This is a genomic window from Lacrimispora brassicae, assembly GCF_054772055.1.
Genome location: NZ_BRYH01000062.1, coordinates 135,656 through 160,940, shown reverse-complemented (window position 1 = coordinate 160,940; position 25,285 = coordinate 135,656). Strand labels below are relative to the sequence as shown.

At 47.1% G+C, this 25,285-nt stretch carries 22 protein-coding genes; 6 read left to right on the top strand and 16 right to left on the bottom strand.

Going from position 1 to position 25,285, the window contains the following annotated elements:
• Positions 1-142 precede the first annotated feature (142 nt).
• The 3 genes from ACYVD3_RS26785 to ACYVD3_RS26775 all read left to right on the top strand — a co-directional run bounded on the left by ACYVD3_RS26785 (position 143) and on the right by ACYVD3_RS26775 (position 3,152).
• Positions 143-1,006, top strand: coding sequence for a tyrosine-type recombinase/integrase (locus ACYVD3_RS26785; RefSeq protein WP_460645556.1), 864 nt, complete (start codon positions 143-145; stop codon positions 1,004-1,006).
• A 6-nt stretch (positions 1,007-1,012) separates the two neighbouring features.
• Positions 1,013-1,858: a tyrosine-type recombinase/integrase gene (locus tag ACYVD3_RS26780; protein ID WP_460645555.1), complete on the top strand. Its 846-nt coding sequence runs from the start codon at positions 1,013-1,015 to the stop codon at positions 1,856-1,858.
• Between the two features lie 73 nt (positions 1,859-1,931).
• The gene (locus ACYVD3_RS26775; protein WP_460645554.1) at positions 1,932-3,152 is read left to right on the top strand and encodes an AAA family ATPase; all 1,221 of its coding nucleotides are present in this window, start codon (positions 1,932-1,934) and stop codon (positions 3,150-3,152) included.
• 40 nt (positions 3,153-3,192) lie between these two features.
• On the opposite strand, the gene ACYVD3_RS26770 is transcribed toward ACYVD3_RS26775, so the two are convergent.
• From ACYVD3_RS26770 to ACYVD3_RS26760, 3 genes are all read right to left on the bottom strand, one after another.
• Positions 3,193-3,639 carry a YwiB family protein gene (locus ACYVD3_RS26770; protein ID WP_460645553.1) on the bottom strand — a complete coding sequence of 149 codons (447 nt, stop codon included), beginning with the start codon at positions 3,637-3,639 and terminating at the stop codon, positions 3,193-3,195.
• A 13-nt stretch (positions 3,640-3,652) separates the two neighbouring features.
• On the bottom strand, positions 3,653-4,471 hold the full coding sequence (gene murI / locus ACYVD3_RS26765) for a glutamate racemase (RefSeq protein ID WP_460645590.1): 819 nt from the start codon (positions 4,469-4,471) through the stop codon (positions 3,653-3,655).
• Positions 4,472-4,743: 272 nt separating this feature from the next.
• Entirely contained in the window at positions 4,744-5,808 is a 1,065-nt protein-coding gene (locus ACYVD3_RS26760) for a D-alanine--D-alanine ligase family protein (protein ID WP_460645552.1), read from the bottom strand.
• Positions 5,809-5,905: 97 nt separating this feature from the next.
• On the opposite strand from ACYVD3_RS26760, the gene spoIIR reads away from it, so the two are divergent.
• A complete protein-coding gene (spoIIR, locus tag ACYVD3_RS26755) occupies positions 5,906-6,553 on the top strand; it encodes a stage II sporulation protein R (RefSeq protein ID WP_460645551.1) in 648 nt (215 codons plus the stop codon).
• On the opposite strand, the gene ACYVD3_RS26750 is transcribed toward spoIIR, so the two are convergent.
• The 8 genes from ACYVD3_RS26750 to ispE all read right to left on the bottom strand — a co-directional run bounded on the left by ACYVD3_RS26750 (position 6,534) and on the right by ispE (position 15,778).
• Entirely contained in the window at positions 6,534-7,730 is a 1,197-nt protein-coding gene (locus ACYVD3_RS26750) for a TolC family protein (protein ID WP_460645550.1), read from the bottom strand. The genes spoIIR and ACYVD3_RS26750 overlap by 20 nt on opposite strands.
• Before the next feature lie 3 nt (positions 7,731-7,733).
• Complete coding sequence (locus ACYVD3_RS26745) at positions 7,734-8,885, bottom strand: TolC family protein (RefSeq protein ID WP_460645549.1); 1,152 nt, start codon at positions 8,883-8,885, stop codon at positions 7,734-7,736.
• A gap of 133 nt (positions 8,886-9,018) precedes the next feature.
• Positions 9,019-12,060, bottom strand: coding sequence for an efflux RND transporter permease subunit (locus ACYVD3_RS26740; protein ID WP_460645548.1), 3,042 nt, complete (start codon positions 12,058-12,060; stop codon positions 9,019-9,021).
• Positions 12,061-12,072: 12 nt separating this feature from the next.
• Positions 12,073-13,215, bottom strand: coding sequence for an efflux RND transporter periplasmic adaptor subunit (locus ACYVD3_RS26735; RefSeq protein WP_460645547.1), 1,143 nt, complete (start codon positions 13,213-13,215; stop codon positions 12,073-12,075).
• 23 nt (positions 13,216-13,238) lie between these two features.
• Positions 13,239-13,862, bottom strand: coding sequence for a TetR/AcrR family transcriptional regulator (locus ACYVD3_RS26730; RefSeq protein WP_460645546.1), 624 nt, complete (start codon positions 13,860-13,862; stop codon positions 13,239-13,241).
• Positions 13,863-14,000: 138 nt separating this feature from the next.
• On the bottom strand, positions 14,001-14,192 hold the full coding sequence (locus ACYVD3_RS26725) for a hypothetical protein (RefSeq protein WP_460645545.1): 192 nt from the start codon (positions 14,190-14,192) through the stop codon (positions 14,001-14,003).
• 16 nt (positions 14,193-14,208) lie between these two features.
• Positions 14,209-14,883 (bottom strand): GntR family transcriptional regulator, encoded by a 675-nt coding sequence (locus tag ACYVD3_RS26720; protein WP_460645544.1) that lies wholly within the window; start codon positions 14,881-14,883, stop codon positions 14,209-14,211.
• On the bottom strand, positions 14,873-15,778 hold the full coding sequence (gene ispE / locus ACYVD3_RS26715; RefSeq protein ID WP_460645543.1) for a 4-(cytidine 5'-diphospho)-2-C-methyl-D-erythritol kinase: 906 nt from the start codon (positions 15,776-15,778) through the stop codon (positions 14,873-14,875). Before ispE ends, ACYVD3_RS26720 begins: the two co-directional genes overlap by 11 nt.
• Positions 15,779-16,058: 280 nt before the next feature.
• Between ispE and ACYVD3_RS26710 the strand changes: the two genes are divergently transcribed.
• The gene (locus tag ACYVD3_RS26710) at positions 16,059-16,397 is read left to right on the top strand and encodes a P-II family nitrogen regulator (RefSeq protein WP_460645542.1); all 339 of its coding nucleotides are present in this window, start codon (positions 16,059-16,061) and stop codon (positions 16,395-16,397) included.
• A 149-nt stretch (positions 16,398-16,546) separates the two neighbouring features.
• A complete protein-coding gene (locus ACYVD3_RS26705) occupies positions 16,547-17,758 on the top strand; it encodes an ammonium transporter (RefSeq protein ID WP_460645541.1) in 1,212 nt (403 codons plus the stop codon).
• Between the two features lie 245 nt (positions 17,759-18,003).
• Here the strand turns inward: ACYVD3_RS26705 and ACYVD3_RS26700 are convergent, their stop codons facing one another.
• From ACYVD3_RS26700 to ACYVD3_RS26680, 5 genes are all read right to left on the bottom strand, one after another.
• Positions 18,004-19,947, bottom strand: a complete 1,944-nt coding sequence (locus ACYVD3_RS26700; protein WP_460645540.1) for a right-handed parallel beta-helix repeat-containing protein — start codon at positions 19,945-19,947, stop codon at positions 18,004-18,006.
• Positions 19,948-19,977: 30 nt separating this feature from the next.
• Positions 19,978-21,549 carry a response regulator transcription factor gene (locus tag ACYVD3_RS26695; protein WP_460645539.1) on the bottom strand — a complete coding sequence of 524 codons (1,572 nt, stop codon included), beginning with the start codon at positions 21,547-21,549 and terminating at the stop codon, positions 19,978-19,980.
• Positions 21,542-23,308: a sensor histidine kinase gene (locus ACYVD3_RS26690; protein ID WP_460645538.1), complete on the bottom strand. Its 1,767-nt coding sequence runs from the start codon at positions 23,306-23,308 to the stop codon at positions 21,542-21,544. The genes ACYVD3_RS26695 and ACYVD3_RS26690 overlap by 8 nt, the downstream gene beginning before the upstream one ends.
• 116 nt (positions 23,309-23,424) lie before the next feature.
• Complete coding sequence (locus ACYVD3_RS26685) at positions 23,425-24,276, bottom strand: carbohydrate ABC transporter permease (protein WP_460645537.1); 852 nt, start codon at positions 24,274-24,276, stop codon at positions 23,425-23,427.
• The gene (locus ACYVD3_RS26680) at positions 24,273-25,193 is read right to left on the bottom strand and encodes a carbohydrate ABC transporter permease (RefSeq protein ID WP_460645536.1); all 921 of its coding nucleotides are present in this window, start codon (positions 25,191-25,193) and stop codon (positions 24,273-24,275) included. The genes ACYVD3_RS26685 and ACYVD3_RS26680 overlap by 4 nt, the downstream gene beginning before the upstream one ends.
• Between the last annotated feature and the right edge of the window lie 92 nt (positions 25,194-25,285).

Here is a 25,285-nt window from a genome sequence, read left to right as displayed (position 1 = left end):
ATTATCGAAAGCAACAGGCATTTTTCAAGTATTTAATCAATATTTTTTACTGTTTTTTCGAAAATTTCTTGATTTATTTACACATTGCTTATATACTTGTGTTAACCTATTTTTGCATCATGAGACAAGGAGAAAACATAATATGACAACCCAAAATACTGTAACTTGTTCAGAAGCAGAGAGTAAGAGTCCCGTGGAGCAGAGCCTTGATGATTTCCATGACTATCTGGAATTCAACAACATGTCCTCCAATACCATTCATGTGTATTTATACGCAGTAAAACAATTTCTCGGATTATATCATGTGATCAGCCATGATAACCTCATGCTTTATAAATGTTACCTTATGGAGCATTACAAACCCCAAACTGTAAACCTAAGAATCAGGGCCCTCAATTGCTACATGGAGTCCTTAAAGCTATCTTCTACCAAAATGCTGATGATACGGATCCAGCAGAAAACATTCCTGGAAAACGTCATCAGCCAGGCGGATTACGAATATTTGAAAAAATGTCTGATTCGTTCCGGTAACATGCTGTATTACTATGTCATACGTTTTATGGCAGCCACAGGCGTCCGGGTCAGTGAACTGGTCCAGATCAAGGTGGAGCATGTAAAATGCGGATATATGGATATTTACTCCAAGGATAATAAAATAAGAAGAATCTACATACCCAAAAGCCTTCGTGTGGAGGCGCTGAAATGGCTGAACCAGATTGACCGGGTAAGCGGATACGTATTCCTAAACCGATATGGAGATCCCATTACGCCTGCCGGGATCCGGGGACAGCTAAAAAAGTTTACCATCCTCTATGATTTGGATCCCAATGTGGTTTACCCCCATTCCTTCCGCCACCGTTTTGCAAAGAATTTCATCGAAAACTGCGGAGACATTTCCATGCTTTCCGATATTTTAGGACATGAAAGCATCGAAACCACAAGAATCTATCTTCACCGAAGCAGCACAGAACAAAAACAGATCGTAAATCAAATTGTGAATTGGTAGAATATTATGGAAAATGAAGAATTACTCAATGATTTTAAGAAATATCTGAAGAAAAAGAATTTATCAAGCAATACGGTCACAGCCTATGAGGGCAGTGTCCGGCTTTTTTTCAGCATGAATAAGGAAATTTCACCGGAAAGTCTCCAGCGATATAAGAGCTACTTAATCAGCCACTATCGCCCGGCAACCGTCAACCAGCGGATCCATGCCATGAATCACTACTCGCGTTTTCTGGCGGAAACCAACGGAGAGGAATACATATTAATCGCCTCTTACCATCTTCCTTCCGTGAAAGTACAGCAAAAAACATTCATGGATTCCGTTATTTCAAATGAAGACTATGAGCTTTTAAAAGGAAAATTAAAAGAAGAAAAGAATTACTTCTGGTATTTCATTGTCCGCTTTCTGGCCGCAACGGGAGCCAGGGTCAGTGAACTGATTCAGATCAAGGTGGAGCATTTAAACCTGGGGTATCTGGACCTTTATTCCAAAGGAGGAAAGGTGCGCCGCATCTATTTCCCGGATTCCCTGTGCCAGGAGGCTCTGGAATGGTGCCATGGCCAGGACAAGCAAAGCGGTTTTCTCTTTTTAAATAAAGAAGGACGCCTGATCACTCCCAGAGGCATTAATTTTCAGCTAAAACATCTGGCTAAACGCTATGGGATCAATCCTGACACGGTTTATCCCCATTCCTTCCGCCACCGTTTTGCAAAAAACTTTTTGGCCTGCTTTAATGATATCTCACTTTTGGCCGATCTAATGGGGCATGAAAGCATTGAGACTACAAGAATCTATCTCACCCGTTCCAGCCAGGAACAGCAGCAGCTTCTTGACGAGATTATCACATGGTAGTTAACTTTTTTTGCATTCTTGTTTATTTTTACATGTTTTTACAGTATAATTTCGAAAAGGAGGATAATATACCATGATAATTTCTTTTCGCTTTAAAAACTTCCGTTCCTTTCTGGATGAAACTTATATCGATATGAAAGCGGTTAATTACAAGGAACACCCAAATCATCTGGTAAAGGCGGGTAATAAAAAACTGATTAAGACTCTGGCAGTATATGGAGCAAACTCCAGCGGGAAAACCAATCTTTTTCTCGCTTTTGCCAGCTTTCACTCTTACATCTTCTGGCAGCTTTTTTCACTGAAAGATGTTCCCAGAAGACATTTTATGTCCATCCTGCAGTGCAGCGCTTTGGACAAGATCCTTCCATTCCTGACGGAAGATGCAGATTCCACTCCCACGGAAATGGAGTTGTCCTTTATCAGCGGGCAGCAGATCTATGAATACGGCTTTTCCGTCTCCAGCAGGAAAGTTCTCACAGAAACTCTGGCAGTGGATAACCACGTGGTATTCACACGGGACGGCGATGAAATATCCATTGGACGCCAGTATGAAAAGGTCTTGCGCTCGAAGGCGGGAATGCGCCCTCTCGGAGACCGGTTATTCAGCTCCGTTCTATCGTGCCTGGATATCCCGGAGATCACAGCGGTCATGGAGCCTTTTGAAACTTTTTTTTCCAAGCAGATCGGTTATTACTGTGACTTCCTTGAGCCATTCCAGCTTGCAGGGCATCTGATCATGGATGGAAGGGCATACAAAGCCCTTGAAAACCCGGACGCTCTTAATTATGCATTGGCGCAGCTAAGAAAGCTGGGAATCCCGGCAGAGGAAATTATTATTGATAAGGGAATCCCAAAGCTTGGATACCTGATCAAATCCAGGGACACCGGCGAATACCGGATGCAGTATATGGACTACACAAAGGTATCCCTGGGTACAATGAAATACCTTCAATTATTCATACAGGTTTATCATCTGTCCCAAAGAGGCGGCGTTCTGATCATTGATAACATATCAAACGAATTCCATCCGGCTGTCACAAAGTTTTTTATAGATTCTTTTCAGCAGGAAAAAAATTCAAACATACAGCTCCTTTTCACCACCTATGATATCTCCATATTAAATAACCAGCAGTTCCGCCGGGATGAAGTAGCTTTTGTGGATATGAACGAATATCAGGAATCCAAGCTCTACACCTTAGCAGACATAAAGGTCCGGTCTGACGCCAGCTTTTCCAAGGACTATCTTTTAGGCAAATATGGTGCGATCCCTCTTTTTAAAGACTGCATTCTCTAAATGATTGAAAAAGGTATAGTGCCAACGGTACTTGCCTTTTTTAATTTAAAAGGCGGAAATCCGCTGTGGCCTTGGAGTGAATGTCCAGCATAATGTTGCATTCCGATACGTGCTGGTAATTGATATCAAGAGAATAGGCCACCCGTACTTTTAAACTGTCCTCTTCCTCATTAATCTGGATATCCTTTGTGCTGATCCCGATCATGAGCTCTCCAAAGGGCGTTGCATAGCAGGACATATTTTTTTTATCCTTTTCAAACGTCATATGAACGCTGGAGCTGCCGCGTTTGATGATATCCAGCCCCGACCGGTGGATCTTAATGGTGTTCCTGGTCACTCCACCTGTATCTTCCTGGATCTCGTCATACAGGATGTAGTGATTGCCGTTCTTCAGGAAATAATCGCCGGCCGTTATCATCTCAACGGAATTGCTGTCATCTTCTGCAATCTGCATTCCGCTGATACTGATGAGAACATCTCTTGTCATAGTCAAAACTCCTTTAGTACTCCTCAATGTTTATTTGCTTTGTCTCTTTTACCTGTCCCGGAATGATAGATGTCGCAAAGCTGGTGAACTTCTCTGCCAGGTCACTGACATAGAAACGGTATTTATCCCCATCATTGCTTTCCGGTCCGCATAAAAGGTCCTTTTCTTCCAAAACCTGTTTTAATTCCAAGGCAGTTTCATAGGCAGGATTCACCAAAATCACCTCCGGCCCCATAAGCCTTCCTACAGTGGAACGTAAAAGAGGATAATGGGTACATCCAAGGACCAGTGTGTCAATATATTTCCCTTTTAATTCACTTAAATATCTGGAAGCGATCTCATCCGTAACGGAATCATGCAAAAGCCCTTCCTCCACCAGGGGAACCAAAAGAGGGCAAGGCTTTCCGGTCACCTCAATATCCTCTCTCATTTCCTTCATCACTCTGGTGTAAACTCCGCTGCGTATAGTCCCTTCGGTTCCAATGATGCCGATCTTCCCGTTTTTCGTGGAATCGACAGCGGTCCTGGCCCCTGCATGGATCACGCCTACAATGGGAATATCCACTTCCTTTTCCACGGCCTCAAGGGCACAGGCAGTGGCGGTATTGCAGGCAATTACAATCGCCTTCACATCCTGGGTCAGCAAAAAACGGATGATTTGCCTGGTAAAGCGGATCACCGTGCTGCCGGATTTGCTGCCATAGGGCACTCTTGCCGTATCTCCAAAATATACAATCCTTTCATCCGGCATCTGACGCATGATCTCCCTGGCAACCGTAAGCCCGCCTACGCCGGAATCAAACACCCCTATGGGCGAATTTCTGTCTGCCATCACATTTCCTCTTTTCTGCCCTGCTTTCTGGGCATAAAGGTATGCCCAAGGGCGTTCCTCTTTCCCGCCCCGCTTTTTGGGCATAAAGGTATGCCCCAGGGCGTTCCTCTTTTCTGCCCTGCTTTCTGGGCATAAAGGTATGCCCCCAGGGCGTTCCTCTTTTCTGCCCTGCCTTTTGGGCATAAAGGTATTCCCCCAGGGCGTTCCTCTTTTCTGCCCCGCTTTCTGGGCATAAAGGAATGCCCTCAGGGCATTCCTCCTTCCCGTATCTTCTATATCCGGTAACGGTCCATCGCATGCTCCATAAGGCGGCCCACCAGCTCATCCTTATTCATTCCGGCGGATTCCCAAAGCATGGGATACATGCTGATGGCCGTAAATCCGGGCATGGTATTGATCTCGTTGAATACTACGCTTCCGTCCTCTTTCACGAAAAAGTCCACTCTTGCCAGGCCGTAACCGTCCACTGCCTGAAAAATAGCCTTGGCAGCTTCTCTCACCCGCTCTGCGGCTCCCTCCGGCAGCACCGGGTCTACAACCGTTCTGGAATCAGAGTTGTAATATTTGGCATCAAAATCATAAAATTCCGCTGCAGCAAGGATCTCTCCTACTCCGGAAGCTTCCACCGGCAGGTTTCCGCCTCCAAACACAGCGCATTCGATTTCCCGGCCCAGGATCATCTCTTCCACCAGGATCTTGCGGTCATGGTCTGCAGCCTCCACCAGGGCCTCTATAAGCTCCTCCCGGTCATCAGCCCGGCTCACGCCCTTGGAAGATCCTGCATTGGAGGGCTTTACAAACACAGGGTAAGAAAATTTCTTCTCCACCTTATTTACCACCGTCTCCATATCCTTTAAGTCATGGCGCATCACCGGCACATAGGCTGCCTGAGGGACCCCTAAGTCATCTACAATGATCTTTGTATATAGTTTATCCATAGAGACAGCGGAAGCCAGCACTCCGCAGCCCACATATGGTATTCTCGCCAGCTCTAAAAGCCCCTGGACGGTTCCATCCTCTCCCAGCAATCCGTGAAGCACAGGGAATATCACATCAGCCTTAAGAACCTCTGTCTTTTCCTCATCCATTAAGATGATGCCGCCCATGGTGGCATCAGGGGAAATGACAGCAGAAACGGACCCGTTTTTCCATATGCCCGTTTCAATATCTTCTTTGGTCTCCGTCTTGATCCACCGGCCCTCTTCTGTGATTCCGATCAAAGCTATATCATACTTCTCTTTATCAATATGGTTAATCACATTGGCCACCGACATACAGGATACAATATGCTCCGATGACTGGCCGCCAAATAATACAACCGCAGTTTTTCTACCCATTTTGATCTCCTTACAAATTTCTCAGCTTTACAGTGTTTATATTATAGCACATATGGTAACAATTACAAATAGATTCCAGAAAAAAGGAGGAACACCAATGAAACAAAGACGTGATTTATTTTTATGTATTACCTGTTTTCTGATTGCATTTTTACTGACCCTGTCAGGGGGAAGGCGGGAAGAGGAAGCCCTGGCCGCACGGATCGCTCCGGAAATCCTGCGCTTTCATGTATTGGCAAACAGCGACAGTTCACAAGACCAGGCCCTGAAATTAAAAGTGCGCACCATGCTGCTCAATTCAATATATGAGGAACTTGGAGAAAAAGCATCCCTTGAGGATACAAAAAGCTATGTCCGTTCCCACAAGGACAGCCTGGAAAAAAAGGCAGAACACTACATGAAAAAACTGGGATATGATTATCCTGCACATATGGAACTGACCAATTGTTACTTTCCTACCAAAACCTATGGAGACATGGTATTTCCCTGCGGTAATTATGAGGCCGTCCGGGTAAAAATAGGCGAAGGAAAAGGACGCAACTGGTGGTGCGTCCTTTATCCTCCTCTTTGTTTTACAGATTCTTCTTATGCGGTTGTACCGGATACTTCCAAGGAAATCTTAAAAAGCTCCATGGATGAATCTGATTATAAGAGGATCAACCGGGAAAGCCCGAAGATCCATATCCGTTTTAAACTGGCCGAACTGCTTTCCAAGAAGCCGGAGCCTACTGTTCCGAAGCAGTAACGATCCCCTCCACCGCCCACTGGTATGTATTATAGGCCTGATACAAGGTGTTATAAGCGCTCTGCTTTGCACCCTCTGCCTGTAAAAATGCCATCTGAGCTTGGAGATGACCCAGCTTGCTCACCATGCCAAGCTGATAGGAACGGTCTGCTTTATTCTTTTCCAGGACCGCTTTCTCATAAGCAGTACAGGCGGCGTCATAAGCCGACTTCGCCTGAAGGATTCCCTGGTAATAGGACTGCATGGCAACCGTAACATTCTGCTCTCCCTCGGAAAGACCGGCTTCCTTGCTTTTTATACCGGTTGTGGTCTGGCCGGAAGCCCCGCGGCGCTTTTCAATCAGGTCGTAATTATTTCCCACCGCCTTTGCCGTATCTGCCTCTAAGTTCAGGGAAGAAATAAGAGAAAGATCCAATTGAGGGACCCCTCCGATTTGAACCTCTGCATCCGCCGAATAACCGGTCATGAGGCATAAGGAACGTTTCAGGCCGTCAATGGTGTTGTCAAGCTGTTCCAGTGACGCCTGTGCCGACAGCACCCCTTTATTGGCTGCCAGCATATCTGCTTCCGTAGCCATACCCTGCTGAAAGCTTATGGACTGAGCCTCATAACCAGCCTTGCTGACCTCCAGCATCTTCTGGAGCATTTCCCGGTTAGCAAGGGCACTGTTATAGCCTATCATGATCTGACCTACGGCAGAAGAGAAGGTTTTTGAATAACGGTCAACGTTCTTATTAACCCCTGAATCAATCCGTTTGATCACTTTGTCCAGAGTCTCAGCACCGTCACCCAGAATCTTTGCCGTGGTTTTCAATTTCATGTATTCTGTCATACCCTCGACGCTGTCTGTAGCGCCAGAATCTTTCAGGGACTTGGCATTGTCGTTAAGATCCCGGATATATATTTTTATCTCGTCATAGACATACTGCTGATTGCTCTTCTCATTTCCGGCGGAATCAACAATGTTCTGTAAGTCAGGGTTAAAATACCTTACCCGGTCTGAAAGCTCATCAAATTCTATGGTCTGATCCTGGAGTTTGTTCCATTTCTCCTCCGTCATCCCGTCTGGCATGGAAATTCCCGTCTGTCCGGGTCCTGCTGCCCCATAAACTGGCAGCACAGCGGATAGAGCAAGAGTCACTGCCATGCAGGCAGATAAATAGCCTTTCTTTCTCATATCTTATAAACCTCCTGCCGAAGCCAGTCCGTTTACCGCATTATCATAATTCTGAACCGCCTGGAACAGAGTAAGCTCTGCTGTCTTTATGGCGATGTTTTTTGTGTCATAGGCATTTTTCTGCTTTAAATAATCCAGCCTGCTTAAAGTACCCAAGTCGAATTTCCTCTGGGCTGTATCCATATTTTTACTTTCCAGGGCAAGTTCTGCTCCTGCCTGGTCGTAAGCTGCCTTTGCCTGAAGAACAGCCCGGTAGCATTTTGTCACATCGGAGCCGATATTCTGTTCATTGTTGGCAATCGTCCGGTTCAAGGTCTGCTTAGTCACATCACCCACGGCATTTTCCAGCTTTCTCTGATTGATCTTTAAGGTATAGTTGCTGCTTAAGGCGGCTTCCTTATCTGTGTCTGGATTCATGGCCGCAATGCGTTCCATGCTCACCACCGGAATTTCCCGGATCTCAGGCATATCGTTGTACTTCCAGCCCAGCATGACGCAAAGCTTCTGTCTGGTCTCCTCTACAGAGGAAGTCATCTTCTCAATCGAAGCCTGGGTGCTCTGAACGCTTTCCAATGCTCCCAGCACATCTGCCTGGGTCGCCATGCCTGCGCTCTGTCTTACAAGCGTAGACTGGTACACTGCCTCTAAAAGCTCCAGGCTGCTTTTTGTGCTCTCCAGCTCATACTTCTGCTGAAAATAAGTGATCATGGAAGACTGGGCCGATGCCACCAGATTGGCTTCTTCCTGGTCATAGGTAAGCTGGAATACCTTTATATCCTCCACATTGGAATCCGCCGCAGCTTCCGCCCGGTTGGCACCTGCCGCATTGCTGGCATCGCTATAGGGGTCATCTCCTGTGATGTTGTTTCTGTAATCATTGGCCGCATCCCGGTAATACTGGGCATTCTGGTCACTGGTGACCCGGTCATCCTTTTTCTTGTCATTAATATCCAACTGGTTTTTCTGGACCGTCACATTATATTCACGGATCAGGCCAGCCAGTTCCTCGTATTCCATCACATTGTCCTTAAGCCTTGCCCACTCTTCAGGAGTTCTTGCAAATTCCGGGCTGCCTGCCCAGGCTGTGGCTGCCGGTCCCATGACAGCAAGCACTGCTGCAAGACAACATGCTCCGATCTGTTTCCATTTTCTCATCCTTAATCCTCCTTAACTGGGATTTTTATGCTGTATTCCTGTCATTATTTTAACATATCCTGCTAAGAACATGAAATCCACTTTCTTCCAACAGGAAACCGGATTTATGGAAAACCCGGCTCCCTGCTGCCTCTTAATCCGGCAATAAGCCCTTATCCGTTTTACCGCTCATAATGGAATAATATACCGGAAGCATGAGCAGTGACAGGATGGTGGAAGCTGTCAGACCGCCTACGTTTACCAGGGCAAGGCCCTGCATGGTTTCTCCGTTCCTTCCGATGGCCATTGCCATAGGGATCATGGATACCACTGTGGTAAGGGTCGTCATAAGGATGGGACGAAGTCTGGTAGCTCCTGCTTCAATCAGAGCCGTCCGCTTATCCATGGTGGCCCGGTACTGGTTCACCGTATCCACATATAAGATTCCGGAGTTTACTACCGTACCGATGAGCATCAGAAAGCCCAGGAGGGACGGCATGCTGATGGCAACTCCCGCAGCCGCCAGGAACCCAAAGGAACCGATTAAGCTGAAGGGAATGGTGGTCATGACCATCAGTGAGAATTTAGGCGATTCGAACTGGGCGGCCATAACGATGAAGATCAGGAATACAGCCGTAGCAATTGCCTTAAACAGACTGCCAAACTCCTCCTGCATGGACTCATCCTCACTGTTCTTTGCCCTTATAACCATATCACTTAAATATTTATTTACAATCTTTTCATCAATATCCTTATTTGCCGCTTCTTTATCCTTTGCCGTCTTGACCACATCGGTAAAGGATCCTGTTATAGTAACCAGATATTGTTTGTTCTTCCTGTTGATGGCGGAAGGACTGTCTTCATAACCGATATCAGCAATATCCGTAAGAGCCACAGAGCCGCCGGAACTGTTCGGAATCATGATTCCCTCTACCTTATCAAGAGTATCATAGGAATCCTCTGGATATTCCACTTTAATATCAACTTCCTGGCCGGCCACATCCATGGTGGATGCCTTCGAACCGCTGAGCATGCTGTTTAACAAGCCGCCCACGGTGGAAGGGGCAACACCTTCAGCCGCCGCCTTGATCGGGTCAACACGGACCTTGATAACAGGTGCCGCATTTTCTAAGTCCGAATGGACCTTGATCAGTTGGGGGCTTTGGACCAGCTCTTCCACCATCTGGTTTGAAACGCTTTTCAGTTTATCCAACTGGGAGCTTTGAAGGATTACCTCAAAATCATTCTTACTGCTCATACCGCTCATGCTGGAAGTGGACTCCACAGTAACATTACAGTCAGGAATCTGGTTCATTTCTTTTTTCCACTTATTGACCATCTGGCTGGTGGACAGCTTCCGGTCGCTTTTTAGATAAGCGGTCAGGGATCCATTCTTGGCTCCGCTGAAGCTTAAGGCGCTTCCGCCATAGCTGACCATATAGGATTTTAAATCTTCTTCGCTGGTAATGATTCCTTCCAGCTCCTTTAAGATTTTATCTGCCTCTTCCACCTTAAGTCCCGGCTTCATTTCTGCAGTAATGGTGATCGTTCCCTGATCCACCTCCGGCATCAGCTCAAAGCCCAGCCTGGCGGCAAAAACAAAGGAAGCGATCAAAAGCAGAACCGACACGATCATAACCGCTGCACGCTTATTTAACAGCTTATCTACGATCCTGCGGTAGCCGTCCTGCATGGCCTTTACAAGTCCGCCCATAGGAGAATTCTGTTTTTCAACAGGGCGGAACCGGCTGTAGCACAGAGGAACGATGGTGATGGCTGAAAGCAGAGAAGCCAGCATACAGAATACAATGGTATAGCCTAAGGGCTTAAACAACTGGCCTGTAAGACCTTCCAGGAGAGCAAGAGGAATGAATACCACACAGGTGGTAATGGTACCGCCAAGAATGGACTGCAGTACTATTCCCGTACCTTCCAGAGCCGCTTGCATATATTCCCGAAAGCCGGTGCCCTTTTGGGACCGGAAGCAGCTCTCCATAACAACGATGGAGTTATCCACCATCATTCCCACACCAAGAACAATACTGCTCATGGTGATTACGTTCAGAGAAAAGCCCATGGCCGCCATTAAAATCAGCGACACCAGAATGGATACGGGAATGGAGCTTCCTACAATGAGAGATGCCTTGAGGTCTCCAAAGAACAGGAAAATAATGATCATGGAAATGACAACCGCCATGATCATGGTATTTTTAACACTGTTAAGTGCGGATGTGATCTGGTCGCTGGTATCTTCAACAACTACGATATCCAGGTTTGGGAACTCCTTTTTTAAAGTTTCAATGGTCCTGGTCATGGACTTGGATACATCCACCGCACTGTTTTTCTGCTGTTTATTAATGGATAAGGTAATGGTATCTTCTCCATTATACCGTCCGATGGTTTCCTGACTTTCAGTGGCTGACGTAATATCGGCGATGTCCTCCATGTAAATGGTCTTTCCCCCGCCTGCCACTACAGGAACCTTTTTAAGACTTTCAACACTTCCTACTTCTACACCCGTACTGACAGACAGCTCCCTTTTACCTACTCCCGTATTTCCTGCCGGATAGGTAAAATCAGCCGCTTTGATCGCCTGGCTGATGGAATTCATGGTAAGATGATACTGGTTCATCTTTTCCGGGATCAGCCGGACGCTCACATAGCCTTTCTGGCCTCCGCTCATGCCTACGCTGGCAACGGAAGAAATCTTCTCAAATTCCGGTACGATCTTATCGTTCACATAGTTATAAAGATTGTTCTGTGACGGATCCTTAACGGCCAGAGTCACCACAGGCATTTCACTGATGTTAAATTCCATGACACTGGGAGTTTCCACGTCATCAGGAAGATCAACATTATCCATCTTCTTTTTTAAGTCTGAATATGCTTTATTCATATCCGAACCATATTCATACTCTAACACCACGATGGAAACATTCTCCTGGGAACTGGACTGGACATTCTTAATGCCGGACAGTGTTCCCACAGCCTCTTCCACCGGCCTGGTGACCAGGTCATTTACATCCTCCGGATTCGCTCCCGGATAAACGCTGCTGATTAACAGCATTGGAAAGTTCATTTCCGGCGTCAGCTCCATTTTAGAAGATAAAACAGAGGACAGACCGAATACGAGCAAACATAATACCACTAAGACGGTGGTTACGGGCCTCTTTAAAACGCCTTTAGTAATTCCCATTCTACCGCCCCCCTACTGTGCAGGACCGGAAGTTTCCGTCTCGGTTCCTTCTGCTTCTGCCGTGTCCTGTGCTGCCTGGGATTCATTTCCATTGTCACCTATAAGGGTAACCTTAGAACCCTCATACAATTCGCTGGTCCATGTGGTCACTACCTGATCACCGGCAGTAATGCCGCTTTGAACTTCTATGTACTCATTGTCTGCCAGCCCAACGGTCGCTGCATTTTTCTTAAGAACTCCATCTGCATATGTATAAATGAACGGGTTACCGCCCTCATAATAAATGCTGTCAACGGGAACCGTCAGGACATTTTCCGCCCTGCGGGAGATGACGTAAAGCTTTACGGAAGTTCCTGTTGCCAGGGAATCCCCGTTGGGAATGGAAGCCTTTACCTTGAATAAGCCGCTTGCCGGATCGATCATTGTACTCACTTCCGTAATGGCCGCTTCATGATCGGTTCCATTTTTTTCTACCCTGATGGTATCTCCTGCCTTCAATCCTCCTACAATGCGTTCCGAAACATAAAAGGTCAGGGATTTCCCTCCTTCTCCTGAAATAACACAAAGGGTGGTCTGAGGGGATACCATATCGTGAACGCTGATGTCAAAGCTTTCCACCCGGCCTGAAATAGGAGCAGTTACCTGGCTGCTTTCTGTCTGGATCTTATAAGCGATCTTGGCATTCTCATATTGGAGCCTTGCCATTTCCACCTTATCAACCAGAGACTGATAATCTGCTTCCGCCACATCGCCGGCCGCATAAAGAACCGTAATCCGGCCTAAATTCTTCTTGGCGTCCTCATAGGTGATTCTGGCGGTTTCCGTGGTGATCCGGGAGCTTTCCACCTGCTTTGTGTCGATAACACAGAGAAGCTGGCCGGCAGACACCACATCGCCGGTCTTAACCCCTACGCTTATGACCTCTCCGGCTCCAAGGGGGGTAACGTGGACAATGCTGTCCGGCTCAATGGTTCCGATCAGTTCACTGCTTAATTCAATGGTCCTGATCTCAGGTCTTTCTACTGTTACGGCAGGCGGGACTTCTGCCACAAGCTCTTCCTTCTTTCCTTCCAGTATCTTTGGAAGAGTCAGGCCTGCCACAGCCGCCACAATTACAACCGCCCCTGCAATGATGAATATTTTTTTCTTTGTCATGTTAACTCCTTAATTTAGCCATACTAAGATTGTAATGGTTGTTTACGAATTCCATATTGCAGAATTTCTAATTTTTCCCGGAAAAGTTTCTTAATTTTTTCTTCATCTTCCGGATGGTGATAATACCAGCCCATGCAATGAGCAAGTTCAAAGAAAATCATGGTTACCAGTGTTCCAAAGGTTTCAATGCTCTGGTCTTTAAAATCAGATGTATCAATGGAACGATACATCACCTCCTGCATTTCCTTCTGGCCCTGGTTGTTTTCCCTACATAAGCGGTGGGTCACGCCAAACATCTTTTCACTGTCAACAATATTCTTAACCAGCTGCAATACATTTTCCTCCGTATTGACTATGCTGTAATACAAAAACGATTCCGCAGTCTTCCACAGATCGCCGCCGTTTCTTTCCGCGCAGCTCACCCAGCCATTCTGAAACTTTTCAGCGGCATCTTCAAAAATGTATCCAAGGACATCACGCTTATCTTCAAAATAAGTATAAAAGCTCCCTCTTGATATTCCTGCGGCCTGGATTATCTTGTTAATCGAAGCCTTTTCAAACGGCACCCGTGTGAACTCTCCCACTGCGGCGTCTCGGATTATTTTCTTTTTTGCTGCCGGAAGATGATAAAACCGCTCCGTTGGCATTTTTTCACCTCTCCTTTCTGCTTTCTTCATGTGAGTCCATGGAAACACATCAAGGTGACAATATGCCATTTATTATAATGACACGTTGTCACCTTGTCAAGAAAGGTTATATTTATTTAATAATTTTTCCCGTTCTGTTTATTTTTTGCTGTCTAGAAGCTCCTTTAAGGCTTCATCACTTTCCTCGATCCACAAATCCTCTTCCTCTTCATCAAGGCCGAGAAACCGGGCAAGGCCTTCGGGCATGCTGCTGTTATTCCATTCTTCAATAAAATCGTCAATGGCTTCAAATTCTATCTCACCGGCCAGATACTTCTCCTTAAATGCCATAAGCTGCCTCTCCTTCTTATTCCTGTTCCTTGATATTTTTTGATACTGTGATCTCCTGATTGTCAATATGCTCCCGCATGGCTTCCTTTGCTTCCTGAACCTTCCGCTGCCTGACCGCCCTTAAAATGTTGTCATGCTCCAGCAGAAGGATCTGGCGTTTGTCCTCATCCTTGATGTATTCCAGACGGTAACGGTACATCTGCTCCCTTAAATTATTGATCATCTGCACCAGTCTGTCGTTGCAGGTACCTTTATAAATCACGTCATGATATGCTTCATCTGTTTCCGCAATATCCATGGCGCTGCCGTTTTCAACCGCACTCTTAAACTCCTCCTGCTTCTTTTCCAGTTCCTCTATAGCCTCCTGGCTCATGCGCTGGCAAGCCAGTTCAATGGCCAGTTCCTCTAAGGATCTGCGAACCTCCAAAACATCCCTTAAGCTTTTTTCTGAAATCTTTGCGACTTCAGCTCCCTTCCTGGGCACCATTAACACCAGACCTTCCAGCTCCAGCTTTCTGATGGCCTCCCGGATGGGGGTACGGCTGACTCCAAGGCGTTCCGCAAGCTGGATCTCCATAAGCCGCTCTCCCGGCGCCAGTTCTCCTTTTAAAATAGCCTGCCTCAGCGTGTTAAAGACCACGTCCCGAAGGGGCAGATATTCATTCATATTAACCTTTAAATCATTGCTCATTGGTAACCTCCCTGGTATTGTAAAAATTCGTCAGATAAACCTGCTTTGCCAGGTTCTTTGCTTCGCCGTATCTCAGTTCCTCATAAGCCATTTCAGCGGCCCTGGGACTGGTAAAAATACCGAATACCGTGGGACCGCTTCCACTCATCAAGGCATTCACCGCTCCCAGTTCTTTTATTTTATCCTTGATCTGGGCGATCACCGGATATTCCGGAATGGTAACCGTTTCAAGCACATTTCCCAGGCGTTCCGAAATCTGGTATATGTTACGGTTCCCAATGGCTTCGATCATGCCGTCAATATCCGGATGATCCTCTTTTCTTAAGGCAGATAAATCCAAATGCTCATAGACAAACTTTGTGGATACGCTTATCCCAGGCTTTGCTATGAGGACCTGGCACTGGGGCATATCAGGCAGAGGAGTCAGGATCTCTCCGATCCCTTCACTAAGAGCAGTTCCTCTCATGAGACAGTATGGTACGTCTGCCCCGATCTTTACGCCCCGTTTCATCAGCTCTTCTCTTGTCAGCCCAAGCTGGAACATCTTGTTGACCCCAAACAGAACGGCAGCCGCATCGCTGCTTCCGCCTGCCATACCGGCCGAAACCGGAATGAATTTATTTAAGTGAATGCGGACTCCGTGGAGAACATGAAACTCATCCATAAGAAGCTTTGCCGCTTTATAGACCAGATTATTTTCATTCACCGGAAGATAATAAAGGTTCGTAACCACCTCGACTCCCGGAGTCTCTTTCAAGTAAATATCGATCTTATCATAAAGGCCTACGGTCTGCATGATCATCCGTACCTCATGGTATCCGTCTTCCCGTTTTCTCAAAACATCAAGCCCCAGATTAACCTTTCCGTATGCTTTTAATCCCAGATGTCTTATCATAGGCAAACGTCCCTCGCTTTTTATTTCTTCGGATTGTATTTTCTTATTTTTTTGTATACAGTATTTAGTATATACCAAAATAAGAAAAAGTACAAGTGTTTTATTCCCGCCAGTATTTCATATTCTTGTTTATTATTTACAAAATTTTCGTTCATCCCTTTAAAAAAATTTATTTGACAGAAAGAATCAGTCGTGTATAATGTTGATATACCGAACAAGGGCGTTCCAAAACTGGAATCGCCCTTTTTTGCTGTAAACAAGATAGAGGAGGATGCGCTGTATGAAAAAGTTGGAAATTATTATCAAGCCGGAAAAGCTTGAAAACCTGAAGGCTATCCTGGAAGGATGCAAGGTCAACGGACTTATGATCAGCAACGTCATGGGGTATGGCAATCAGAAAGGCTACACTCAGATGTACCGGGGTACCAAGTACAATGTGAATCTGCTTCCTAAGGTCAAAGTGGAAACCGTTGTGCCCAAGGAACTGGCTGATCCCATTATTGATGCGGTGGTAGAGGAGATCAATACGGGCAATTACGGGGACGGCAAGATTTTCGTTTACGATGTACAGGATGTGGTGCGGATCCGGACCGGTGAACATGGCCGGGAAGCACTGTAGTTCCCAAAAAGAGCAGACGTTTAATTTCATACAGAACAAAATAGAAATAAACTATCAATGGGGATAATTGCTTTTTAAGCGGTTATCCCCGTTTTTTATTCCTGTGATTCTGTATGATACCATCAAAAATTATTGGAGGAGCAACGATTATGGAAAATACAACCTTACTATTGAATATTATATGGACCATGCTGGCCGCAATTCTGGTCTACTTTATGCAGGCCGGTTTTGCCCTGGTGGAAACAGGGTTCACAAGGGCAAAAAATGCGGGAAACATCTGTATGAAAAACATGATGGATTTTGTTCTCGGTTCTCTCTTCTACTTTATCCTGGGGTTCCCTCTCATGTTCGGGAACAATGTGGCAGGCCTTTTTGGAGGTTCAGGATTCTTTGATCCTTATTCGCTGGCTGACGGAAACGGTTTATTCAACGGCCTTCCCATTGCCGTATTCATGATTTTCCAAACCGTATTCTGTGCCACCTCCGCCACCATCGTCTCAGGAGCTATGGCAGAACGCACAAAATTTTCCTCTTACCTGGTCTACTCGGCAGCCATCAGTGTGGTCATCTACCCCATAACCGGACACTGGATCTGGGGAGGCGGCTGGTTAGCTGACATGGGATTCCATGATTTTGCAGGTTCTACCGCAGTCCATATGGTGGGCGGCATCTGCGCCCTGGTAGGCGCTAAGGTGGTAGGTCCCCGCATTGGGAAATACAACAAAGACGGAACTGCAAACGCGATTCCCGGCCACAACATTCCCTTAGGCGTTCTCGGCGTATTCATTCTCTGGTTCTGCTGGTTTGGATTTAACTGCGGTTCCACAACTGCTGCCACCACCACGCTCGGCAACATCGCCATGAACACCAATCTGGCTGCTGCCGCTTCTACTCTGGCCACCCTTTTGTTCACCTGGGTGCGTTACGGCAAGCCCGACGTATCCATGACATTAAACGGCGCTCTGGCCGGTCTGGTGGCGGTCACTGCCGGCTGTGATGTGGTGACCCCTTACGAATCCATTATCATCGGGGCAATTGCAGGTTTTGTAGTGGTTCTTGCCATTGAATTCATTGATAAGACCGCTAAAATCGATGACCCGGTAGGCGCAGTAGGCGTCCATGGGTGCTGTGGGCTGCTGGGTACCCTGCTGACCGGTATCTTTGGAGAAGGATGCAATTTCCTGACACAGTTGCTGGGCGTTGCTTCCGTTCTGGTGTATACGGCCATAACCGCATTTATCATCTTTACTCTGCTTAAGAAAACCATAGGCTTAAGGGTTTCCGATCAGGAACAGTCAGACGGCCTGGATCTCCATGAACACGGCATGACCGCCTATTCAGGCTTCCGGATCGATAAATAATCCAGCTTCCCCATATTCATGTACATACTTCTTAAGTTCCCCGGCAGAACACTGCCGGGGGATTCTTCCTGTTGATCCTTTTATGTGATTTTTTCTGTTTTAAATCCCATCATATCCCTTATCCCCCTATAATCCCGGATCATGCCACATCATCTGTACGGTAAGCCGGAATGCCAAAAGGCTTCCGTAAATTTTAACAGCCGTTTGCTCAGATGAATGCAAACGGCTATGTAAAACGCGGTTTTCTACCTTCCCCACACCTTTATCCTGTTATATCCTTCTTTTAAGCCCTCCAGGGGGCCGGCCACAGGGCTTGCCTTTCTTGGATTACCGAAATAGTCCGTATTAATGGCAACGGGATTTCCATTGGGATCGTCATAAGGAGCTTCCACGATCCGTACCATCCCCAGCTTCTCTGTGTCTATAATCTCTGTCTTGATTTCAAACAGCCCCTTTTCCGCCTCCATTTCCAGATAAGTGCCGTCGGCTTCTTCCACGATCCTGATCTTTGGATCCTTATGACTTAAGAAATGATTTATTTCCCGTTCAAAAGCCGGTGCTCCCTTTAAATATCCATTGCCTTCAATATACGCAGGCTGTGCCGCCTGCTCAAACAGCTCCACATCCCCGTTTCCAATGGCCAGTACCCTTTCGATATATTCTTCCAGAGAGGTGGGGCAGCCGTCATATCCTGCCGTTCCCGAAATAGACTGCTCCGTATAGGAAGGCCCTCCCCCTGCAAAAATATTCTGGTACAGCCTGTCATCGCCGCTGTAAACGAGAGCCGTACCGGCCACCTGTGTGGTATGGGGGAAATGATAGGGGGTAGAACGGTTTAACACCGCCTCCCTGCGCATGGTCCCGCAGCATAAATTATTTACGTAAGCTCCGCCCTGGGCGATGTTGTCAAAATTATATTCCGAGGCAAAGATATTATTGTCCACCAGATATGGGCCATGGGTCACCTCCACCATAAGATCCCTGTCATTGCAATAGTAAAGGTTCCCGCTGACCCTGGTTCCCTGAGCCTGCCAGTCCAGCCAGGTGCCTAAGGTACAGTGGTGGATGTTATTATTGCATATCTGTACGTCAATGGCAGCATGAAGCTTGATCCCTGCAATCTCATAGCCAAAAAATTCGTGCTTGACCGCAATATTATAAATATGGTTGCCGGTAATGCGGCTGAATACGCAGCCCATATGGCCTACAATACCGTTCTGTCCGCAGTCGTAAATCACATTATTCCTTATCACATGGGAACCAATGGTCTCTTTGCTCCAGCCTATCTGGATGGCACGGAAAACAGCCTCCATCTGATACTGGTAACCAGGCTTTCTGTGCCTTCTGGAGCATAAATTATGGCCTGTGGAGGCCTCTTTTCCAATGCTGATGCCGCTGCACTTTGCATCATGGATAATATTATTCTCAATCACCCAGCCCCTGCTCCAGTGAGTGCCCAAAAGCCCCGGCTGGTCTGCCGTAGGCGGAGTCCAGGGACAGGCTGCCTGGGCCATCTCAAAACCCCGGACCGTAATGTAATTCATGCCCGGCCGTTCCGGATAAAAACAGCACTTGCGCACATTGATCTCCGTCAATTCCCGGTTGGGATCAGCCCCATGGAAATTGGCATAAATGGTAGTTGTCTCCTTATCCACCTGGCCATACCACTGGTAGACAGAGTCCTCCGGGTGAAGCAGAGGCTCCCTGTGGCGGGTCCAGGGCGGATTATATCCTTCCAGTCGTATAACGGGACTTTTTACCTCTTCCAGTGACCTTGCTTCATAAAAGGATTTTCCGTTTAAATAAACGTCCCCTGGATGAAGGCCCTCTTCCGGATAGACGAACCAGTCCCCTTCCAATGGCTCTTTATAAGGATTATAGTCTCCAAACAGCCCGTTGGGGATGACGGCTTTCCATACCGTCCCCTCCACTCTCTCCCAATGATCGATCTGTTCAGAACCTTTGATGACCACTTTTTCTCCTTCAGCCGCCTGGTAAGTGATCCTGTTTATATGGCTGTAGCCGCTGTGAAGCGGTTTTACCCATTCCCGGTATACTCCTTTATGTACCGTGACCAGGTCCCCTGTCTGTGCAATGGCGGCCGCTTTTGAAATAGTCCGAAACGGCGCTTCCTTTGTCCCGGCAGCATCGTCACTGCCGTTAAAGGCTACATGATATTCCCTTCCCATATTGCTACCTCCTGATATGTATTCCTTTTGTTACCTGTTGTTTTTTCCCTTTGACCTCTCCCTGTACTTTGTGGGAGAAACCCCGGTCTGTTTTTTAAATGCCAGGGAAAAATAATTAATATCGTGATATCCGATCATGCCGGCGATCTCACCGGCCTTTAAGGATGTGGTCTCTAAAAGAAACTTTGCTTTTTCAATGCGCTTTTTAACGATGTATTCGTTGCAGCCCTCTCCTGTCACCCGTTTGAATATCCTGGACAAATAGTTAGGTGTCACATATACCTGATCCCCCAGGCTGGAAATCGATAAATCCCCTGATAAGTCATTCCGGATCAGCGTCTTTACCTTCCGGATCAGTTCATACTCATCCCCCCGCTCCTTTGTTAAAAGCTTCTGGAAAAACGCCGTGGCAAGACAGGCGGAATTCTTCCTGTCCATACCGTTTAAGGACTGAAGGAACACATTCAGCCTGTCATCTACCCTGTCTCCCGTTTCACCGATATAGGTGAAGTAAACGGCAGAAGCCAGTTCAAAAAGGCAGCGGCCTGCATAATGGCTGGACACATTATAAGATTCCAGGGACTGGAGGAAACGCTCAAACACATGCATGAACAGTTCCCCATCACTGACGGAAGCCAGCAAGGCCCGTTTAAATTCGCCGTAAGCCTCCCGGAACATATGGTCCCTCCGCTCTTCCCACTCCACTCTTGCGATCCTGTCCGGCTCCTTTGTTTCGTTCTTCAGGATATGCACCGCATCATTATAAGAAACATTCAACCTGTCAAATCCTTTCTGGCTGCTTCCCAGAACAATCCGTATCTTACTGCTGCATTCGCTCTCCAAAAGATCGATCAGCTCTCCGGCCCGGTCCTCAGCCCCCACGCCGGACTCCTTGCCAAACAGCACAAGGAGAATCTGCCCCTCTCCGTCGCTGAGGGTAATGCCCTCCTGCTTTTCATCAAGCACTCCCATGCAGATGCTCTTGATGGTCCAGATGCGGAAAAACCGGCTGTCACTGTTATCGGATGCAGGAATGTCCGGAAGCAGGATCCCGGCGCGCATCTCCTGATCCGGGGAAAAGGGATACTGGGAAAAGAACTCTTTCTCCTCCTGTTGATCCCATTTTTTCCCGCTTATTACCTCACACATGAGCATTTCCAGCCTCGTCTGCTGGTAAAATCCTCTGGTGCGCTTCACCAGCTCCGCATTTTCCCGCTCCTTTCTTAAGCGCTCCAGCTCTCCCACCTGGCGGTAAATGCATGTTAACAGCTCCTGTTCATCAATGGGCTTTAAGAGGAAATCCTGAGTTCTAAGCTTTAATGCCTGCCTGGCATAGTCAAAGCGGTCATAGCCGGTCAGCACGATGATCCTGCAGACTTCATTTTCCTTCCTGATCTCTTCGATCAATTCCAGGCCAGTCATTTCCGTCATACTGATATCCGTAATAATAATTTCCGGGCGATGGGTTTTGGCAAGCTCCAGGGCTTCCCTGGCTGAAGCAGCGGTGTACACCTCCCCGATCCCGATGGCATCCCAGGGCATGGAATTCTTAATCCCCATGCGGATCATTTTCTCATCATCCACAATCAATATCTTATACATCTTCCGGCCTTCCCTCTTTTTTCAGGCGGATCGTGACTTTCACGCCCCCCTCCTCATTCAGACTGTAATGCAGGCCACAGCCCGGACCATACAGAAACTCGATCCTCTTGTTCACATTGTTGATCCCGTAGCCGATCTGCCTGTCAAATTCAGAAATATGGCTGTTAATATAATTCACCTTTTCCGCTTTCATGCCCTGTCCGTTATCTTCCACGATCAGGTATAAGTCCTGGCCTTTCTCCCGGATATGGATGGATACGCTCCCCTTTCTCCCCTCTTTTACCCGGATCCCATGGTAAAGGAAATTCTCCACCAGGGGCTGCAGGGTGATCTTGGGGATCCGGATACTCATATACTCATCCGGAATGCCTATTTCCAGTTCAATGATGTTGCCGTACCGCATGTTCTGGATGATCAGATAATTTTTCACATGCTCCAGTTCCTTTTCCAGGGAAATAATATCCTTCCCCTCGCTTAAACAGATGCGGTAATACTGGGCCATGGCCTTTACCATGGTGGAGATCTCCTCGCTTCCATCGGAAAGGGCCTGCCAGTGAATGCATTCCAGGGTATTATAAAGAAAATGGGGCTGGATCTGGGATTGAAGGCTGTTAAACTTCATCTGGGCGATCTGCCTCTGTTCCTCTGCCACCTGTTTCATCAAAACGTCGATCTCATCCATCATGGTATTAAAGCCGTCCGCCAGCTTCCGGCTGTCCCTGTCCATATCCTCCGTATTGATTCTTGTTCTCAAATTACCGGAGGAAACATCGTTCATCTTGGTTATCAGCTTATTCATTGGCTTTAATAATACCTTTGCCATCCGGCCGGAGGCGGAAAGGGATATCCCTGTAACAAACACCATGACGCACAGCAGAAGCACCACAATGCGGTAGCAGTTCTGGTAGAGATATTTCATGGGAACCTCGTGGACCAGGTAATAATTCCAGTCCCCGATCCTCTGGTAATTCACCAGCCTGCCGCCGTACCAGAAGCTTCCCTCTTTTCCTCTTAAGCGGTCGGCAAAGGCCAGTGTTTTTCCCATCTCCACTCTGTCCGTGTTGGAAACCACGGTTCCCTGGATATCCGTTAAATACAGGCTGGAAAGATTGTAGCGGGTCCGGTTGTTTAAATGCTCCAAAAGGCTGTCTTCCAGGTTAATGACCAACATGCCCTTTTCCGTCACCATGTTTGTCACGGAATAAATGGGAAAATACAGGGTAAGGGTGTATTTGTGATTCCGGTAATAATTGTCCCCAAAGCTCAGCCGGAGAGCCCCCTTTTCCTTGCCCTTTAAGCTTTGGTCATAATCCTTTTCCCAGACCTCATCAAACCGGGACTCCATGATGGACATATCTCCATTGTAGATAAAGGAACCGGCCTTTTTATTGAATACCACAATAAAATTGGCATTGTTCTGCATATACAGCACATTGAGCAGGGTCGTGTATACATTGCCTGCTTCCTCATTCATATTCCGGTTTGCCTCGGAGAAGGAACAGTACTTCTGGATGTGTTTATCCATGACCAGGGAAAAAACCACCGCCTTGTACTGCTCCAGGATGCTGTCGTATTCCGAGGTCATGGCTGACAACTGCTCCGACACATACTGCTCATTCTGTTTCGTAAGAAAGGAAACTGAGGAGACGATGGAAACGATGATGGCCGATAAGGTCACTGTCAGAATAATTATAATAAGAAAGAACTGAATCTTTTTTAAGTACGTCCAGCTCTGGGCCCACTTTTCCTTTATCCCCATAATCATTTCCCCCTTATTTCACATACTAAAAGTACTATACAGAAAAAGGGAATACCTGTCAAACAAAGGCTCAGCCCCCCTTGCTCCAGGCAGTCCGGCCCTGTCCCGGACGTGGTTTACCCCTTTACGGCCCCGCTTGTCATGCCCTTTATAAGCTTATCCTGGGCAAAGATGAACAGCAGAATCATGGGCAGCACCGTCAGGGTGAGAACGGCCATGATCATAGGGGTATTCATGGCATACTGACCCTGGAAATCCCATACGGCAAGGGGCAGGGTCCTGTTTTTCACGGACTGGGTCAGGGTATAGGAAAAGCTGAATTCGTTCCAGATATTTACACCGTTGTAAATGGCCAGGGTGGATATTCCCGGCTTTGTAAGGGGAAGTATGATTTGAAAAAACATCCGGTATTTACTGCAGCCATCCATCTCAGCCGATTCTTCGATCTCCACGGGAATTCCCTTCATAAAATTCGTAAGGATGAACACGGAAATAGGAAGGGCAAAAGCTACATCAGGCCCGATCAAAGCCCACAAGGAATCGTAGATCCCTGCCCTTTTCGTCATCTGGAAAACAGGGATCAGAGTGATGTGGATCGGGATAGCCATACAGGCTACGATCAATCCGAAAACCAGCCCGTTGAGCCGGAACCGGAACCTGGCAAGAGGGTAAGAAGCGCAGGCAGCGATAAAGAGGATTAGAAACAGGGACAGGAGAAGCACAAAGCCGCTGTTTCCGAAGTAACGGACAAAGCCTCCTTGCAGCACCCCCTGGTAATTTTTAAAATTCAGGGATGCGGGTAGGGAGAATACCCCCTTTGTCAGCATTTCAAATTTCGTCTTAAAGGAGTTTAAAACCATGAAGATAAAAGGCAGAATGCCGGCTATGACCGCAGCGGCGGCAAAAACATAGGCTCCTGCCCAGCACAGCAGACTTTTTCCCTTTATTTTATTATGATCCTGGTTCATGTCTGCTCCTCCTTTCCTCCACTGATCAGTCCCATGGTCATCAGGGACAGGGCCGTGATCAGAAGGAACATTCCGCCTGCAACGGCAGAGCCGTAGCCCATATTAAACTGGCTGAAAGAATTTTTATACATATAGGTGGCCATTAACTCCGTGGCTGTTCCCGGCCCCCCTCCTGTCATGACATAAATTAAGTCAAAGTACTTTAGGGACCCCACCATGGATAAGATGGCCGCGCTCTTTACCGACGGCATGAGAAGGGGAAGGGCGATCCTCCAGAAATACTGTCCCTTTGTGGCCCCGTCAATGAGAGAGGCCTCATAAACATCCAGGGATATATTGGTATAAGCCGCCATGGAGTAAACCATGTAAAAGGGGATAAACTGCCAGGCGATCACCAGGATAACTGTCATAAGGGCTGTTTTCCGGTTGCCTAACAGATCGATATTTCCGCCTCCCAAAAGGTGAGAGACCCAACTGATCATGCCTCCGTTGGCTGCCAGGGCATAGGTGAACAAAAAACCGATGGCAACCGACGACATGAGCATGGGAATAAACCACAATATCTTGAAAACGGTGCCTCTTCTCCCCAGGAATTCAATAAACGTGGCCTCCGCCAGGCCCATGGGAATCTGAATCCCAATGGACATTACCATGATGATGATGTTATTGCGGAACGCAAACCAGAAATTTCTGTCTCTCACCAGCTTCCCCCAGTTGGCAAGGCCGATGAACTGTTTATCAGCGGCTATTCCATTCCACTTGTATGTACTGATAATAAAGGAATCCATAATGGGGTAGAAAATAAATGCAATCATGATAATTGCTGCCGGCAGCAGAAAGATAAATGCCGCCATGTTTGTGCTTCTCTGCCTGCGTATTCCAATGGTCTGTGCCTTGCCTTTCATGTTACCAACCATACCTTTCCATTCCCGTCCGTTTTATTCGGACAGGATTTGTGCCTGTTAACGGCGAAACCCCCGGGACCCATCCTTTTAATTTTTAAGGCGGC